Origin of the sequence: Arenicella sp. 4NH20-0111 (genome assembly GCF_040366405.1) — a bacterium.
Lineage (GTDB): Bacteria > Pseudomonadota > Gammaproteobacteria > Arenicellales > Arenicellaceae > Arenicella.
The window spans coordinates 595,250-612,823 of record NZ_BAABWF010000001.1 but is presented as its reverse complement, the minus strand read 5'-3'; the positions used below and the strand labels follow the sequence as shown (position 1 = coordinate 612,823).

General features: G+C 44.7%; 11 protein-coding genes, 1 pseudogene and 1 riboswitch. Of the genes and pseudogenes, 7 read left to right on the top strand and 5 right to left on the bottom strand.

Annotated features, from left to right (window positions below):
- From ABWW54_RS02555 to ABWW54_RS02545, 3 genes are all read left to right on the top strand, one after another.
- Entirely contained in the window at positions 1–1,617 is a 1,617-nt protein-coding gene (locus ABWW54_RS02555; RefSeq protein WP_353409789.1) for a DUF1501 domain-containing protein, read from the top strand.
- A 3-nt stretch (positions 1,618–1,620) separates the two neighbouring features.
- The gene (locus ABWW54_RS02550) at positions 1,621–3,450 is read left to right on the top strand and encodes a PQQ-dependent sugar dehydrogenase (protein ID WP_353409787.1); all 1,830 of its coding nucleotides are present in this window, start codon (positions 1,621–1,623) and stop codon (positions 3,448–3,450) included.
- A gap of 61 nt (positions 3,451–3,511) precedes the next feature.
- Positions 3,512–4,264, top strand: coding sequence for an SDR family NAD(P)-dependent oxidoreductase (locus tag ABWW54_RS02545; protein ID WP_353409785.1), 753 nt, complete (start codon positions 3,512–3,514; stop codon positions 4,262–4,264).
- A 150-nt stretch (positions 4,265–4,414) separates the two neighbouring features.
- Here ABWW54_RS02545 and ABWW54_RS02540 read toward each other — a convergent pair whose 3' ends face one another.
- The 3 genes from ABWW54_RS02540 to ABWW54_RS02530 are packed head-to-tail and all read right to left on the bottom strand — an operon-like array spanning position 4,415 to position 6,988.
- Positions 4,415–4,714 carry a hypothetical protein gene (locus ABWW54_RS02540; protein ID WP_353409783.1) on the bottom strand — a complete coding sequence of 100 codons (300 nt, stop codon included), beginning with the start codon at positions 4,712–4,714 and terminating at the stop codon, positions 4,415–4,417.
- 22 nt (positions 4,715–4,736) lie between these two features.
- Positions 4,737–5,330, bottom strand: coding sequence for a DUF934 domain-containing protein (locus ABWW54_RS02535; RefSeq protein WP_353409781.1), 594 nt, complete (start codon positions 5,328–5,330; stop codon positions 4,737–4,739).
- Entirely contained in the window at positions 5,330–6,988 is a 1,659-nt protein-coding gene (locus ABWW54_RS02530; protein WP_353409779.1) for a nitrite/sulfite reductase, read from the bottom strand. Before ABWW54_RS02530 ends, ABWW54_RS02535 begins: the two co-directional genes overlap by 1 nt.
- A 244-nt stretch (positions 6,989–7,232) precedes the next feature.
- On the opposite strand from ABWW54_RS02530, the gene ABWW54_RS02525 reads away from it, so the two are divergent.
- Positions 7,233–8,345 carry an MBL fold metallo-hydrolase gene (locus ABWW54_RS02525; RefSeq protein ID WP_353409777.1) on the top strand — a complete coding sequence of 371 codons (1,113 nt, stop codon included), beginning with the start codon at positions 7,233–7,235 and terminating at the stop codon, positions 8,343–8,345.
- On the opposite strand, the gene ABWW54_RS02520 is transcribed toward ABWW54_RS02525, so the two are convergent.
- Positions 8,342–9,574 carry a transglutaminase domain-containing protein gene (locus ABWW54_RS02520; protein WP_353409775.1) on the bottom strand — a complete coding sequence of 411 codons (1,233 nt, stop codon included), beginning with the start codon at positions 9,572–9,574 and terminating at the stop codon, positions 8,342–8,344. The two genes, ABWW54_RS02525 and ABWW54_RS02520, sit on opposite strands and share 4 nt — an antisense overlap.
- Before the next feature lies 1 nt (position 9,575).
- Positions 9,576–10,793 (bottom strand): hypothetical protein, encoded by a 1,218-nt coding sequence (locus tag ABWW54_RS02515; protein ID WP_353409773.1) that lies wholly within the window; start codon positions 10,791–10,793, stop codon positions 9,576–9,578.
- 312 nt (positions 10,794–11,105) lie between these two features.
- A riboswitch (S-adenosyl-L-homocysteine riboswitch) is annotated at positions 11,106–11,205 on the top strand.
- Positions 11,206–11,234: 29 nt separating this feature from the next.
- Here ABWW54_RS02515 and ahcY point away from each other — a divergent pair.
- The 3 genes and pseudogenes from ahcY to metH all read left to right on the top strand — a co-directional run bounded on the left by ahcY (position 11,235) and on the right by metH (position 17,504).
- Positions 11,235–12,656: an adenosylhomocysteinase gene (ahcY, locus tag ABWW54_RS02510; RefSeq protein ID WP_353409771.1), complete on the top strand. Its 1,422-nt coding sequence runs from the start codon at positions 11,235–11,237 to the stop codon at positions 12,654–12,656.
- 241 nt (positions 12,657–12,897) lie between these two features.
- On the top strand, positions 12,898–13,743 hold the full coding sequence (gene metF, locus ABWW54_RS02505; protein ID WP_353409769.1) for a methylenetetrahydrofolate reductase [NAD(P)H]: 846 nt from the start codon (positions 12,898–12,900) through the stop codon (positions 13,741–13,743).
- 32 nt (positions 13,744–13,775) lie between these two features.
- A pseudogene (gene metH, locus ABWW54_RS02500) lies at positions 13,776–17,504 on the top strand (methionine synthase).
- The last annotated feature ends 70 nt before the right edge of the window (positions 17,505–17,574 follow it).

The following is a 17,574-nucleotide window of genomic DNA, read 5'->3' as shown; positions in this document are numbered from 1 at the left end:
ATGAATAGACGACACTTTTTACAATCCGCTCTTTACGGTTCACTAATTTATGGTGTGGGCGGTACCCCAGGGATTATTAAGCCAGCATTAGCGGGGTTTGAGCCAGTACAAAATAACTTATTAGTAAATCTGTTTTTGAGTGGTGGCCCTGATATACGACATTTCATTGTTCCTGAATTTGATAGCAATCAAAATAGCTTTGGTTACAAATATTGGAGTAATCGGTGGCGGGCTCATGATTTAACCGAAGATTCTAGTACATGGCAACAACGCTGGAGTGATGATTATTATAAGATCACAGTAGGCGGTAGTAATTGGAATGGCAGCCTAGTAGATATTGCAGGAATTAATAACGGGGTGACGTTCGGTATTTGGAAACACGCTGGTTGGTTAATAGACATGTTTCGCGCTGGGAATGTGGCTATCGTTTCCAATGCCGTAGGTGGGCGCAATAGGGCGCATGATTTGTCTAGTTTACAAATGCACCAAGGCAACCTGCTTTCAGGGTTGAATGATTCTGATCGCTCTGGCTGGGGTGGACGACTAGCGCGATCGGCGGGTGGCAATTCGATAGCGATTACAAACTCACCGTTACCTTTTACTTTTGGCCCGGTTGGGAGTGCACCAAACTACGATGTCAATGGGATTGATAATCGAGATCTAGTTGCGGTGCAAAATTCTCGAGAAATGGGGCTAAATGAGGCTGACTTAACTCAAGATCAACTGTATAGGCCCAATGAGCGAATGGCCCGTGCTTTAAAACAATATTACACAGGCTTGAGAAACGAACAAATTTCTTTAGCGTATGAGAAGTTTAGAGATCATGAGCAGAAAGTACGCCAGTTCGGTGAGCTTATTCGAGATAGGTTGTCGGACTTGCCGCTTCCTCTGCTGATTGACGCTTTACGTAATGGTGTTGAAATTGGAGGACAAGCGGTTAACCCAGATTCAAGTGGCGATGCCAGACGGGTCTTGAGAAGTGGCTACAGCTTTGGTGCTCAAATACGAAACTTATATGACGTGTTAGCCGCCAATGATTTGTTAAATGTACGCACCGTATCGATGTATTACGGTGGATGGGATAGCCATGGTGACCAAAGACAAAACGCGGGTAACCTAGACATAAATGACCCGAACGTAAACAGAGGTATCGAAAGCGGTTTTAAGGATATTTTTGGTGGCCAGTTCGGGGCCAGCCCAAGTGATTCTAATGCTTTGCATTCTGGTTTCTCTGCATTGTGGGAAAGCCTAAACTCCGTCGATAGACAAAAAATGGTCATTACTGTGGCTGGAGAATTTGGTCGTCAGATAAGAGACAATGGAGATGCAGGAACTGATCATGGTAAGGGTAATACTATGTTCATAATTGGTGAGGGCGTTACGGGTGGTGTTTATGGAGAAATGTTTCAAGACGATGAAGTCGATAAGTACGACGACTCCTCCTTGCGCACGCCTGATATTGAACCTAGAACTGATCTGGATTCAATGTTTGCCAGTGTTTGTGATTGGGTACAACCTAACTCAGGGGATACGGTGTTCCCTCGAACTGCATCGGGATTTTCAGGCGAACAACCTGAAGAAGAAGTCTCTGGTATGTTTCAAAATTTAATGAGTTAGTTAATGAAAAACACCAGAGCGAGTATTGCCAAGATAAGTATCTTAGCTACAACTCTGATCTTAGCGCCCCTTCAGGGGTTAGCGCGGGATGACTATCTACAATGGTGGGGTGAAGTCTACCCATCATCAGACTCAGATGATTCTGTGTGCCAGCTTTGTCATGAAAGAGGGGGTGGTGGTAACGGCTGGAATCAATACGGTTGGTCTATTCGTAGCGCGTATTTTACCAACCTAATGAGCAGTGGAAATTCAGAAGTTGCCCTAAAACAATCTTTACAGGACATTTCGAGTTTGAGCGATGGAGGGTCGTCGACCTATATTGCAGAAATTACGGCCGGTACCCAGCCAGGTTGGCGACCAGGAGAGGTTAATCTTATTCGCTTTAATGGCAATCCGAACGAAACTATTTCTCCTCCAGCAACATTGCCATGTGGGTTAAAGCTTGATGTACAAAGTGATGATGTAACCTGCTCTACTGTTAACCCCATTTCTTCAGATATCCTAAAAGATGGCGTTGAAGTGTCGCTGGAAATGGTGGCTGATGAATTTACCGCGCCTGTGTTGGCACTGGCTGCGCCAGATCAGCCAGGATCGCTGTACGTAGTGGAGCAAGGTGGGCAAGTTTGGCGAGTTAACTTAGAAAGTGGAGCTAAGCAGTTATTCCTGGATTTTAGCGCTAACCTTGTGAGTAATTTCGGGCAGTTGTTTGCCGGCAGCAGTTTTGAGGGCTACGACGAAAGAGGGATGCTAGGGTTTGCATTTCATCCAAACTATGCATCAAACCGCAAAGTATTTACCTACATTTCATCAGATTACGTGGCGAACACGGCCCACTTCAGCACAAGGACTGGAATGGAAGTTCCCGACCACATGACCGTGATATCAGAGTGGGTGGTGACTAATCCTTTAAACAGCTCTAGTGCTGCGAGTGCCGAAAGAGAGTTGCTGATAGTGGATCAGCCGCAATTTAACCACAATGGCGGGATGTTAGAGTTTGGGCCCGACGGGTACCTCTACATAGCTCTTGGAGATGGTGGGTCGGCCAACGATGAAGGTGATGGTCATGGCAGCGATGGAAATGGGCGGAACAACCTCAATCCATTGGGATCAATTTTGCGCATCGATGTGGATACGCCTTCGCCCAGTAATGGTCGCTATGCGGTGCCTGTTGGCAACCCATTTGTCGGTCAACCAGGGTTAGATGAAATTTTTGTATACGGCTTACGGAACCCGTATCGATTTAGTATCGAAAATAGTAATTCGACCACTCCCCAACTATTTATCGGTGATGTGGGCCAAGACGCGATTGAAGAGGTAAACCGTATTCCCTTGTCAGCTGCAGGCACTAATTTTGGCTGGAATTATAAAGAAGGCAGTTTTTTCTTCTCTGTCATTGATGGCAGCACTTTTGTAAGTACAACGCCACCGAGCGGAGTGTCTATTCCTCTTCTGATGGATCCTATCGTAGAATACGATCACGAGGAAGGAATCTCTGTTATCGCTGGTTATGAGTATGATGGGCAAGCTATACCAGCTTTGTCAGGAACCTATGTTTTTGCAGACTGGGGACGAAGTTTTGCTAGAGCCGATGGCCGTCTTTTTTTTATCAATCAGGATGATCAGCTTAGAGAGTTTAACGTCAACCCTGCGATAGACATACACATTACAGGCTTTGGAAAAGATCTGGATGGTGAACTGTATGTGGTTGGTAATCGAGATTTTAGAGCGACGGCCGTGGGCCGTGGTTCTTTGCAAAAAATAGTGGCTGCTGATTCTGAAATGTGTGTTCCTATCAAGGCAAAAAACGAGCGGATTGCGCTGATCTGTTTGTGATGGTCAATAGATCAGACTACAGGTAGAATTGCAGTTTGCAATTCTATCGCGGCCTTTATACATGACACAAAAAACAGCGTTAATCACGGGAGCATCAGTTGGTATAGGTGAGGCTACCGCGCGTCATTTACACGCGCTTGGTTTCTCGTTGATATTGGTGGCGCGTCGCAAGGAAAAGCTTGATAAGCTAAACTCTGAATTAGGTGGTAAACATGCTGTTTACGAATGCGACGTTAATGATAAGGGTGCAATTTTAACATTGCTTGAAGGCTTAACCTGCGACGTGGATGTGTTACTTAACAATGCTGGATTGGCATTGGGCTTAGACTCTGCTGATAAAAGTAATTGGGATCATTGGGAAACGATGATTAATACAAACTGTCTAGCGTTAGCTTACTTAACTAGACAATTACTGCCAAAGATGGTTGCGCGAAATCGCGGGCATATCATTAATTTGGGCTCCATTGCTGGAACATACGCTTACAAAGGCGGCAATGTTTATGGAGCTACCAAAGCTTTCGTTGAACAGTTTAGTTTAGGGTTGTTAGCGGACTTGATGGGTACGGCTATTAAGGTAACTAACTTGGAACCTGGGTTGATCGGTGGTACGGAGTTCTCGAATGTTCGGTATGAAGGTGATGATGACAAAGCGAGTTCGATGTACACAAATTGCCAACCGTTGACTGCAAATGACATTGCCCAGACGATCGGTTGGTTAGTCACTCAACCGGAGCATGTTAATGTAAATCGCATGGAGATCATGCCAGTCTGTCAGGCACCCGCGGGGGTCTCAGTGTATAAAGAAGGGAGTTAGTGCAGTTAATACGCGCTTGTATTGTTAATACTCCACACTGGAAATACTAATTATTTTTATTCGACTTAATTAAAAAGTAGACTAAATAAGCAGGCAGCGCGAAGATAAACACCACAATTGCTATTTTAAGAAGCAAGTACCAATCCATAATTAAAGTTCCTTAGCCTTAGCTTCGAAGCCTTTACTCGCCATGTGCTTTTTGAACTTAAAATAAATATCGAACACCGTTACTTCTTCGTTTTCTTCGACCAAGAAAAAGGGTGCGCGTTCAACGTCGTATTGTTTTGCTAAACGCATTCCTTCAGATTCAGCGTCTCTCTCATCGGCAATAGCTATGTGATTGATTTGCTCAATCAAGCCTTCAACGTTTAGGCGGTCGTTGACCTCTTGACATTTTTTGCACAGTTCGCCGTTGGCTAGTATCTTTTTTACAAATGTGATGTGGCTCATGGTATCGATTCGGTATTTTTCCTTAATGAAGGGCGCGCCGCCTAGAAAATATTAGGTTGGCTCCGTCAGCCGACGGTTGGTAAACATCACTGAACTCGTTAAAGGCTCTGAGAGCGGTTTCCAAATTTTCGGTATCGGGTAACTCAAAGGCATTACAGCCGACTCGAGTTAAAAAGCTAAGCTGATCAAACTTAACATCACCAATGGCTCTTATTTCGCCTTTAAAGCCAAAACGAGTTCGAAGTTTGTAGGCATGAGAATACGCTTGACCGTCTACGTGGTTCACAAAGGGCAGGACCACAATATCAATTTCAGCCAAGTCGTCTACTAAATCCTCTGGCATTTCATCAACGGCTAACTGGACGGCCACCTTTCCTGCGCGATCTTTAATCTGCTTTTTTTCATCTAACCAAAGATTTAAGGGAACACTGACCTGATGATTGGGCAAGTCAGCCGCAACAAGATCTTGCGTTTCAGCGATGTGCACAATCTCATTTTCAATAATTTCTCTGTCAACAATCGCCTGCTTAGAGGCGATGTTCTCTTGTATTCTAGATGGAGTAGCTTTGGGTCGAACTTTCTTACTACGGTTCGCAATGGATTTATCAGAGGCCATTAGTTTATCTCCGCGTAAACACGTTCTTTAAAAGGTTCTACACCAATCCGTCTGAATGTATCGAGAAGCCGCTCTTCGCCTTCTCGTTGATCTCGGTATACATGCAGAATATCGGAGACAGCATCTCCTACTTTTTCTTTCGCTATTGCTGGCCCTAAACGGGTACCTAGCTCGGCTTTATTACTGGCATCTCCACCAACGGTAAGTTGATACCATTCGACGCCTTTTTTATCCACACCAAGTATGCCGATATGACCCACATGGTGATGCCCGCATGCGTTCATGCAGCCAGACATTTTCAGTTTTACTTCACCGATGTCATACAGCTCATTGAAATCCGTAAACTTATCGTTAATCTGCTTCGCTATCGAGATGGAACTTGCATTAGCCAAGGAGCAAAAATCAAGCCCCGGACAACAAATCATGTCATTCACAGACCCGATATTTGCTGTTGCTAGGCGTTGTGTATCCAGCGCCTTCCATACGTCAAGTAAGTCTTGTTCACGTACGTCCGCCAAAACTAAGTTCTGCTCATGGGTGGAGCGAATTTCTCCAAACGAATATTTATCAGCAATATCGGCGACAGCGTCCATTTGTTCATCGGTAATATCACCCGGAGCAACACCGTGTTCCTTCAATGAGATATTGACGATCCTATACCCAGGCTGCTTATGTTGCACGGTATTGTTGTCGAACCAGTTTTTAAAACGACTGTCCAACTGTCGCCACTTATTTACTCGCTCATCACCGTCACTCAACTCCTCATAAGCGGGAGAGGGGAAGAACGCAGACATTGTTTCAAAATCAACGTCATGCAGTTTTAGTTCTCCTTCTTTGATATGAGCCCACTCGGATTCGACTTCGTCGCGAAAGGATTCGATGCCCATGGCGTTCACCAAAATCTTGATGCGAGCCTTATACTTATTGTCTCGACGACCGTGTAGGTTATAGACTCTTAAAATTGCTTCGCAATAAGAGAGAATATCGTCTCGAGGCAAGAACTCCTTGATGACTTTTCCTATAACTGGCGTCCGACCGAGTCCGCCACCGACGTAGACTCGAAAGCCTATCTCTGCGGATTCATTGTGTACGACTTCTAAGCCTATATCATGAAATTGGACGGCCGCGCGATCTTCTGTAGCGCCAGTAACGGCGATCTTAAATTTTCTAGGTAGCCAATAGAACTCAGGGTGTAATGTGGACCATTGCCGTATTATTTCACAATAGGGTCTTGGGTCTATTATCTCGTCTGTTGCCACGCCTGCGTATTGATCGGACGAGATGTTTCTAATGCAATTACCACTGGTTTGGATAGCGTGCATTTCGACGTCGGCCAGTTCATCAAGAATATCTGGCACGTCGATCAACTCAGGCCAATTGTACTGAATATTTTGACGAGTAGTGAAATGCCCATAACCTTTATCGTACTTGCGCGCTATGTGAGCAAGTTTGCGCATTTGCTCGGCATTGATTAGACCGTATGGGATGGACACTCTCAACATATGAGCGTGTATCTGCATATACAATCCATTGCGGAGCCGCAGTGGTTGTAAGTCTGCAGCGGTTAATTCTCCATCAAGATGGCGTTGAACTTGATCGCGAAATTGTGCGACACGTTCCTTTACTATGGTCTTGTCGACCGAATCATACGTATACATGGCATCTCTGCTTTTCTGTCTTCAGCAATAATTGGCATTAACCAACTGTGGCGCGACTATACCGCTTGCCGTTTATAATTCAAAGTAATAAGGGCTTATAACTATATAAGGAACTAAATGCACTAGATGAGTAATTATCATTGGCATTTATCAGATCTATTATACCTCATGCGTCAGGGGGTGATATCTAATGCCTATTTTAATAAACACCCTGTCAGAGTATTAGCTATAGACGAGGCGTATAATGGGGCTATTAGAAGTACTTATATTGACGCCCGTTGTGACCTATTTAGATACCGAATTCTCTCCGAAGCCAATCTTAGAATACCCGTTCAATAAAGAGTGGGCACCAGAGCCTGGAAAGCCGTTTGAAGTTGCGGAGGGTGTCTTTTGGCTACGTATGCCGATTCCAATGTCTTTAGATCACATAAACCTGTGGTTATTAAAAGACAATGATGAGTGGGTAATCGTTGATTCAGGCGTCGATCATCAATCATGTAAAGACATTTGGGATGGGGTTTTCGATGAGTTTCTCTTAAACCAGAAGGTGAATAAAATCATCGTAACGCATTTTCATTTAGATCATATAGGCTTGGCATCTTGGTTAGCACTAAAGTGCGAATGTGAAATTCACATGACTCAAGGCGAATTTAGTCACTATCATGAGATCATTACTCGAAATGACGATGAAAATTCAAAAACAGTCGGAGAGTATTTTCAATCACTGGGTTTTGATACTCAAACTCGAGATTCGATCGTTGAGTTTTTTAAAAATGAAGAAAAGCCTAGGGAAGCTCGAGTTCAACCAGAACAAGTTAGGTTCATTAAAGAATCTGATTTACTCAATATTGGAGACCATGTTTGGTCTGTGGTGATTGGTAATGGTCACTCACCTGAACACGCGTGTTTGTATTGTGAAAAATCTGATGTGTTCATTTCTGGAGATCAATCATTGCCGAGAATCTCTTCTAACGTGAGTGTGTTTCCAGGCAGTCGAGTGCCTGATCCGTTAGGTGATTGGCTTCTGTCTTGTGAAAAATTGCGTGACCTAATCCCAAGAACTACGTTGATATTGCCCTCTCATCAAGAGCCGTTTAGAAACAATCCCGAGCGCATGCAACAAATGATCGACGATCATCACGCTCAATTGAACAGGTTGCGGGTTTCGCTAGATGAGCCTAAAACAGCAATCGGAGCTCGTAAGGAGATGTTTCGTAAAAAGCTAGATCCGATACAGAAAGTACTTGCTACAGGCGAGACCATGGCTCATCTGAGGTATTTAACAGAACGAGGGGAAGTGGTTTCGACACTCGATTCACAGGGAGTGATGCAATTTAGTAATATCTCTAAACTCTAATTATTAAGTTGACGATAGGGCGACAGTTGTAAGTCAGTATTTGACAATGCACGTCTGTTTTTTCTATTAATCGCTTCTTCTTCTGCGCGTTTAGCGACCAATCGAACTTTATCAAAGTATCGGCCTCTTTCATCAACGTCTTTGCTCATATTGAACGCTTTTTCTAAGTCTAGAATTGCTTCTTTGTATTGCCCTAGGTGTTGATGTATCACACTGCTTAATTCGAAAAACTTAGGATCTTCGGAATGAAGTTTGATAGCCCGTTTTATAGTGCGTTTCGCTGGTCTAAACTTCTTTCTATCTAACTGTTCTTGAGCCAGCTTATATTGAACATAGGGGTTTTTTTGCCGAGCTCTGTGCGCGATCTTTCCAAAACGATCAGCTAAAGCGTTTTGATTTAATTGGCGATACAATCGCTCCAAGTTGCTGGCTGCTAAACTTTGTTTGTCGTCGAGTTCCAAGGCAATTTTGAATGAATGTTCAGCCAAATCAAACTGCTCAAACCGTTTGTAGGCTGCCCCAAGGTTTATCCAAAGGTCTGGATTGGACGGATCCAATGACGCTGCTAATTTAAGATGATGGTACGCTAGTTCTTGATTGTCTTTTCTTAATTGATCGACCCCTAAATTGCTATGTAGCAGTGCGCCAGCGGCTTGTTGGGATATGGTTCGTTGAGGGAATCCTGCATCATAATCTTCAATAGCTAGGTCAAAAATTTGAGTGTGAGTGGCAGTACGATATATGGCATTTATGTGCCGGTAGAAGACCAGACCCGCCTGCTCATCGAGGCTCCACATACTGGGTAGGTCCACATCATTGTATTTTAGTTCAATTCCCAAATCATTGGCTAATGTGATGAGTAATATGGTAAAGCTTAAGCAATTTCCTTGCCTTTTCTTAAACGCTTCATCAGGCGTTAGGTTAGCCTCGATTTTATACTCCATATCATGCCCAGAGCTTTCTATGAGCCATTGCGCTAATCTACGCGCGCGTTTGTGTTTGTCTTTTGAGGTAAATTTGCGTTGAATCAACTTTCTTGTTTCATCGCTCACCGAAAACATATTTTCTATCTGGTCGGGATGACTTGGCGGAAGTGTTTCCTTGTATGCAAGGGTCTCGTCATACCAGTCTTGATCTGACCATGACGTGATTGGGCCAGACGTCGTACTGCAACCTGACGTTATCAATATCAGGCAGGTAATTGAAAAGAATGAGGATGTATTTCTCATATTACCCGCGCCCCGTGCCCAAGACTTGCCCGTTTCGTTGTTCGCTTCTTGTTGGGATATAGGAACCCTTTCGTTCGAGTTTTAAGAACTTAGCCGCGTATCGATTTTTCTCTTTGAGCCGTTGCGCTACTTTGTAGGCCTGACCCAGGGATTGCAATGCAGCCAGAACGTTTTTCTGGCGTAGGTCTATTTTGCTTTGTAATTCAAAAAAACGAGGGTCGTTACCGTGTAATCGTAGTGCAACCGATAATGATTTATTCGCTGAATCCACTTGATTGTTGGCAAACAAACTTTCTGCCTTTCTAAAGTGATAATAAGGGTTGTTGCGACGGGCTCGTTGGGCTAACTTAGAATACTTATTAGCTCGACTGTGCCTGTTTTGAGATCTGTAGAGCCGCTCTAGGTTACTCGCAGACACAATATTAAAACCGTCTAATTGCATGCTATGAAGAAAGGCCTTCTCAGCCTTTTTGTCGTCCCCCATTCTCTTGTACACGACGCCTAAATTCCCCCAGATGGAACTGTTTGAGGGGGCGTATGCCGCAGCTAATTTGCCATTATGAAAGGCCGATTCCATATCACCGCGATTCAAGTTAGAAACCGATCGGTTGCTGAACAGTTTAGCTATTGCTACATTTTCTTCGATTAGCCGTTGAGGGTAACCGTAGCGATAATCACCGATCGCGAGATCAAATATCCGCTTTCGAAGAGGTGAAATTTGTACTGCGTTTACGTGTTCATACAACACAGACTCATTGACACCATCGCTTCCCCAGGCTTCCGGGACATCCACTTCGTTGTATTTTACTTCGATATTCAGAACATCAGCTAAGGTGACCAACAATATTGTGAAACTCAGGCAATTCCCGGTACGCTGGTTAAATGAGTCTTCTGGGGACAGGTCGGCTGATATATCGTACCGAAGCCCCTTACCTGAAGTGTCGATCAACCAGCTCGCGAGAGCTTCAATAGCTTTGTTATCTGGTAGGTGGCCGAACCGGTGAACGATATCTTCGGATATATGGGCTGGTAGTGCCAATAAGTGTTCAATTCTGTCTGGATGTTTTGGCGGTAATGATTCTTTGTAAGCCAATACATTGTGTTTCCAGTCAATATTATCCGAGACCGGCGAAGGAGAAGTCGTTTTTGATGTGGCACACGCAGTTAAACCCATGACTGCGGCTACCAACAACGACCGAAATAAAATTCTATGGACCATAAAACTAACCTCGCTGATGCTCAACGTAGATGTTGTGCATACCCATACGATAATAGTAGATTTTACTAAAAGCTGCCAATTAAGTGACAAACCTGGCTTCATCCTATGCTCTGCGGGGGCTACTCGGTGTGTGAAAAGCTGACTGTTTTACAAGCGGTTTTCGTTGTGGGTTCTTGAGGGTTCCAAGACATTGTGCGTAGATGGAGTTGATACTGTTGTGTTACACAGACGATAGTAGAATCGATAATTGAGGTAAAATTGAGATCCAGAACTGGAAATTGTTGGCGTTGGTGACTATACTCGCGCTACATTTCACTTGAGGAGCGTTGCAATAGGTGTCCTACCTGTCAGGCTCAAGTGGTTACGAATGCTCTTTTAGAGTAATCGAAAATTGCAACGACGCTCATTTTTCATTAACTTTTTACTAAGCGGAGATGAAAGATGAGTGTTAATCCATCTATCCCAGAATTTACTGACTATTTAGTCAAAGATATCAATTTAGCGGATTTCGGTCGTAAGGAAATTGCGATTGCCGAAACAGAGATGCCAGGTCTTGTTTCCATCCGTGAAGAGTATCGCGCTGAGCAACCCCTTAAAGGTGCGAAAATTGCTGGCTCATTACACATGACAATTCAAACCGCGGTTTTAATTGAGACGTTAGTGGCTCTAGGTGCCGATGTTCGTTGGGCATCATGCAATATTTATTCAACTCAAGATCACGCCGCGGCGGCGATCGCAGCTCAAAACATTCCTGTATTCGCGTTCAAAGGTGAAAACTTGGATGAGTATTGGGAGTACACCCATCAAATCATGAGTTGGGAAGGTGATACAGGGCCAAACATGATTTTGGACGATGGTGGTGATGCCACCATGCTTCTGATTTTGGGTTCGAAAGCAGAGAAAGACATTTCGGTGCTTGATACTCCTGGAAGCGAAGAGGAAATCTGTCTCTTTAATGCAATTAAAAAGACTTTAGCGCAAGACAATACATGGTATTCGCGCAGACTTGCTGGTATTCAAGGCGTCACCGAAGAAACAACCACCGGTGTTGCTCGTTTATACAAAATGGTCGAAGAAGGCGTATTGCCATTCCCAGCCATCAACGTCAATGACTCTGTAACCAAATCTAAGTTCGACAATTTGTATGGGTGTCGTGAATCATTAGTGGACTCCATTAAGCGAGCGACAGACGTTATGATCGCTGGTAAAACAGCCGTAGTCTGTGGCTATGGCGACGTAGGTAAAGGGTCTGCTGCGTCACTTCGTGGATTGGGAGCTATTGTAAAGGTGACTGAGATCGACCCAATTTGCGCACTACAAGCTGCGATGGAGGGGTATGAAGTAGTCACTTTAGAGGACGCGGTTGCAACCGCAGATATTTTTGTTACGACTACCGGTAACTTTAATATCATTCGTCGCGAACACATGGAGGCCATGAAAGATCAAGCTATCGTGTGTAATATTGGCCATTTTGATAATGAAATAGACGTGGCTGGACTTGAAAAAGATTGCGAGTGGGAAAACATTAAAGATCAAGTTGATCACGTTATCTTCCCTGATGGCAAACGAATTATATTGCTAGCTCGTGGCCGTTTGGTAAATCTGGGTTGTGCCACTGGCCATCCAAGTTTCGTAATGTCTAACTCATTTACCAATCAAACATTGGCTCAGATTGAGTTATGGAGTAAGGGTGAAAACTATCAAAATGAAGTTTACATTCTACCCAAGCACCTTGATGAAAAAGTAGCGCGTTTACACCTAGAAAAGATTGGCGTTAAGTTAACACAATTGACTCAAGAGCAAGCTGATTACATCAATGTGACCGTTGATGGTCCGTATAAGCAAGAGCACTATCGCTATTAAGCTGGGTGCCGGCTGCAATTAGCCAATCGAGTAGTGGAGAGTAACGAGTGAGACACTTGCTCGTTGCTTTCATCCTACCTACTTCTTGCCTGAACTGAAGTTATGTCTGTGTTTGAAGTACTCTCGCTTAAGTCACAGATTAACCTTAAAAAGTTGTGGACAGCTCTGATGAGGTTTCGGCGTTACTCCGAAGCCATAGAGCTCTCTGCGGTTATAACCTAATAAAATTAGGAGTCTAACCATGAGTAGTAATAACCCCGAGCTCAGCTTTGAGTTCTTCCCAGCTCGTACTCCCAAAGGGTTCGAAAATTTGATGGAAGTGCATTCTGAACTCGTAAAGTTTGACCCCACTTTCTTCTCTGTCACCTACGGTGCGGGTGGTAGCACACAAGAAGGAACGTACGATGCGGTTAAATCTATTTTGGAATCGGGTTCGAGCGCAGCGCCACATCTTACCTGTGTAGGTGCTTCAAGAGACCATATACGAGAGACCGTTAGCTCTTACTTAAAGCTAGGTGTAGAGCGAATCGTGATTCTCCGCGGAGATCTTCCTGGAGGAATGGTTGAACGTGGTTTCTTTAAGTACGCAGAAGACCTTGTTCGATTTGTTCGAGAAGAATTTGGCGATGACCTCCACCTTGAAGTAGCTGCATACCCAGATTTTCACCCTGAATCAGCGAGCCCATTAACCGACCTCCAATACTTAAAACGAAAGTTTGATGCGGGAGCCAGCTCGGCCATCACACAGTATTTCTATAATGCCGATAGCTACTTTGCGTTTGTGGATGAAGCTCAGCATATGGGAATAAGCGCACCGATTGTGCCTGGCGTGATGCCAATAACGAATTACGCAACTTTGGTACGGTTTTCGGACGCATGTGGGGCGGATTTGCCACGTTGGATTCGCGCTCGCCTAGAACAGTATCAATACGATGAGAAATCACTAAAAGCATTTGGACTGGACGTCGTAACGCACCTTTGCCTCGATTTGTTGGACAATGGAGTACCTGGAATTCATTTCTACGCTCTTAATAAAATAGAACCAGTGAGCGAAATTTGTAAACGCATTGGAATAGTGAGGCAGTAATCGTGAACACTCGCGAACAATTGATATCGCTCATGGCGGAACGTATCCTGGTTCTTGATGGTGCTATGGGAACGATGATTCAACGTCATAAACTCGAAGAAGAGCATTACCGTGGTGATCGCTTCGCTGAATGGGGTTCGCCATTGAAGGGCATGAATGACCTTCTAGTGATCACACAACCCGAAATCATAGCTGGCATTCATAAGCAGTACCTAGAAGCAGGGGCCGACATTATTGAAACTAATAATTTCAATGCCACCACAAGTGATCTGATGCGCTATGGCTTGCAAGACCATGCCCACGAACTGAATGTTGCTGCAGCAAAATTAGCTAAGCAGTGCGCGCAAGAATACTCAACGCCGGAGAAGCCGCGTTTTGTAGCGGGTGTATTGGGTCCAAATCAAAAAACCGCATCGGTGTCAGTAGATGTAAACGATCCGGGCGCTAGAGCAATCAGTTTTGATGAGTTGGTGGAAGACTATTCATTGGCCACCCGAGGCTTGATCGAAGGTGGAGCCGATATCATTTTAATTGAAACGGTATTCGATACGTTAAACGCAAAAGCGGCGGTGTTTGCCGTGAAAACAGTGTTTGATGAAGATGCGGTTGAACTGCCAATTATGATTTCCGGGACCATCACTGACGCGTCAGGTCGCACACTCACTGGACAGGTGACGGAGGCGTTTTATAACAGCCTACGTCATGCTAAACCAATCACCATTGGTTTGAATTGCGCCTTAGGCCCAGATGACCTTCGTCAGTACATAGCCGAAATGTCGAGAATTTCCGAGGTTGGTGTATCCGCACACCCCAATGCAGGATTACCTAATGAGCTTGGCGAGTACGATTTAGAGCCGCCCGAAATGGCGGAGCATATTGTTGAATGGGCCGAAAGTGGTTTCTTAAACATTGTGGGTGGCTGCTGCGGATCCTCGCCAGAGCACATTAAAGCCATTGCTGATGGTGTTTCCACTGTGGACCCGCGACCGGCGTAAATCGCAGTTTTACAACTTTCCGATCTAACACACTTCAAAGTTCTGGCGATGCCGAACTAAATAGAATGAGAAATTAGCATGAAAACCGAAGTTTCAATGCGCCTTTCAGGCCTAGAGCCGTTTAACATCAACGAAGAAACACTCTTCGTTAACGTGGGTGAAAGAACCAACGTTACCGGTTCTGCTAAGTTTAAAAAGCTGATTAAAGAGGAAGACTATGAAGCGGCGTTAGAGGTCGCGCGGCAACAAGTTGAAGCGGGCGCGCAAATCATCGATGTGAACATGGATGAAGGCCTGATAGATGCCGAAAAGGTCATGGTCACTTTTTTGAATCTTATGGCCTCCGAACCCGATATTTCGCGTGTGCCGGTCATGATAGATTCTTCGAAATGGGAGGTCATCGAAGCGGGGTTGAAATGCCTTCAAGGCAAAGGGATCGTAAATTCCATTTCACTTAAAGAAGGTGAAGAAAAGTTCTTAGAGCAAGCTAAGTTGGTTCAGCGATATGGCGCCGCGGTTATTGTGATGGCGTTTGATGAAGTTGGGCAGGCTGATACAAAAGAGCGTAAAGTGGAGATCTGCACGCGCGCCTACAATATATTGACGCAGCAATTAGACTTTCCGCCTGAGGACATTATTTTCGATCCCAATATTTTCGCTATCGCGACTGGTATCGAAGAGCATAATAATTACGCCGTAGACTTTATTGAAGCAACCAGAGAGATAAAACAGACACTTCCGCACGCTAAGGTTTCTGGCGGAGTGTCAAACGTTTCGTTTTCATTTAGGGGCAATAACCCAGTACGAGAAGCGATTCACTCTGTCTTTTTGTATTACGCTATTCAAGCTGGTATGGATATGGGCATTGTCAATGCCGGTCAGCTTGCCATCTATGAAGACCTGCCAAAAGAGCTCCGAGAAAAAGTGGAGGCGGTGGTTCTTAATACCACCGACACCGCCACAGAAGACCTGTTGGAAATCGCTGAGAAGTATCGTGGCGATGGTAAAGTTGTTGAAAACAAACAAGACTTAGAGTGGCGCTCTTGGGACGTTAAAAAACGTCTGGCACACGCCTTGGTTAAAGGGATCACGGAGTTTATCGAAAGTGATACAGAAGAAGCACGCCTTGCGGCCGAGAAGCCTTTGCACGTAATTGAAGGGCCGCTGATGGACGGCATGAATGTCGTTGGTGATCTGTTTGGGTCCGGCAAGATGTTCTTACCTCAAGTAGTTAAATCGGCTCGCGTAATGAAAAAAGCCGTTGCTTACCTTATGCCCTACATCGAAGAAGAAAAAGAGGTCGGCGACACCAATGGCCGAATTCTGATGGCCACAGTTAAAGGCGACGTGCACGATATTGGTAAGAATATCGTGGGTGTTGTTTTGCAGTGTAATAACTTTGAGGTGGTTGATTTAGGCGTCATGGTGGCCGCTGAAACCATCTTAAAAGAAGCGGTTGCCAATCAATGTAATATCATTGGCCTGTCTGGTCTGATAACCCCATCATTAGATGAGATGGTCTACGTGGCAAAGGAAATGGAGCGACAAAACATCGATATGCCATTGATGATCGGTGGTGCAACCACCTCTAAAGTGCATACCGCACTTAAGATCGAACCAAATCTTCTAAATGATCAAGTTGTTCATGTCGCTGATGCTTCAAGAGCGGTGGGTGTTGCTCAAAACTTACTGTCGTCGGATAACAAAGAAAGTTTCGTTGATGGTTTAAAAGATGAATATGAGCGCATCAGAGTCGAGCGAGCTAAGCATGGCAAAGTTCATCGAACATTAGAAATTAAAGAGGCTAGAGCAAACTGCGTCGACATAGATTGGACTGATTACCAACCAGAGGTACCAAGCTTTCTTGGTTTAAAAACCTTCGACGATTATGATCTGAATAAACTTATTGCCCGAATCGACTGGACGCCATTTTTCAGTGCATGGGAATTGGCTGGACGCTATCCGCGAATTTTAGATGACGAGGTCGTTGGTGCGGAAGCCAAAAAATTGTTCGCCGACGGCCAGGCAATGTTGACCCAATTGGTAGAAGAAAGTTGGTTAGAAGCGCGCGGCGTCATTGGTTTTTTTCCGGCTAACAGCGATGGCGATGATATTAGTGTGTATTGTGATGACACGCGCAGTGAAGTGTCACATACACTCCATCACTTACGCCAGCAAGATAAGAAAAAGAACACACAGCCAAACTATTGTTTGTCTGATTACATAGCGCCTAAAGACACTGGCATAGCCGACTACATTGGTGGTTTTGCTGTCACTACGGGACATAAAATTGAGTCAAAGATCGCCGAATTTGAAGCCGATAATGACGACTATCAATCGATCATGCTCAAGGTTCTGGCCGATCGTTTAGCGGAAGCATTTGCTGAACACATGCACGAACGAGTCAGAAAAGAATTCTGGGCGTATGAGGTTGATGAGTCGCTGACTAATGATGAGCTGATTAAAGAGAAGTATCGAGGAATACGCCCGGCGCCAGGTTATCCAGCGTGCCCTGATCATACTGAAAAAGCGACTCTTTGGGATCTCCTGTCTCCCGAGGAAAATGCTGGGATGACCATCACGGAAAGCTTTGCAATGTTGCCAACCGCTGCGGTTAGCGGATGGTACTTTTCACACCCCATGTCACGGTATTTTTCCGTTACACGCATTCAGCAAGATCAAGTAATAGATTACGCGGATCGAAAAGGCATGGACATGATGACGACCGAACGATGGTTAGCGCCAATCTTAGGCTATGACACCTAAAAGGGTGATTTTTACGTAAAACAGACTTTAGCGAATAAAAGCACCCATTTGGGTGATGTTAAACAGACCC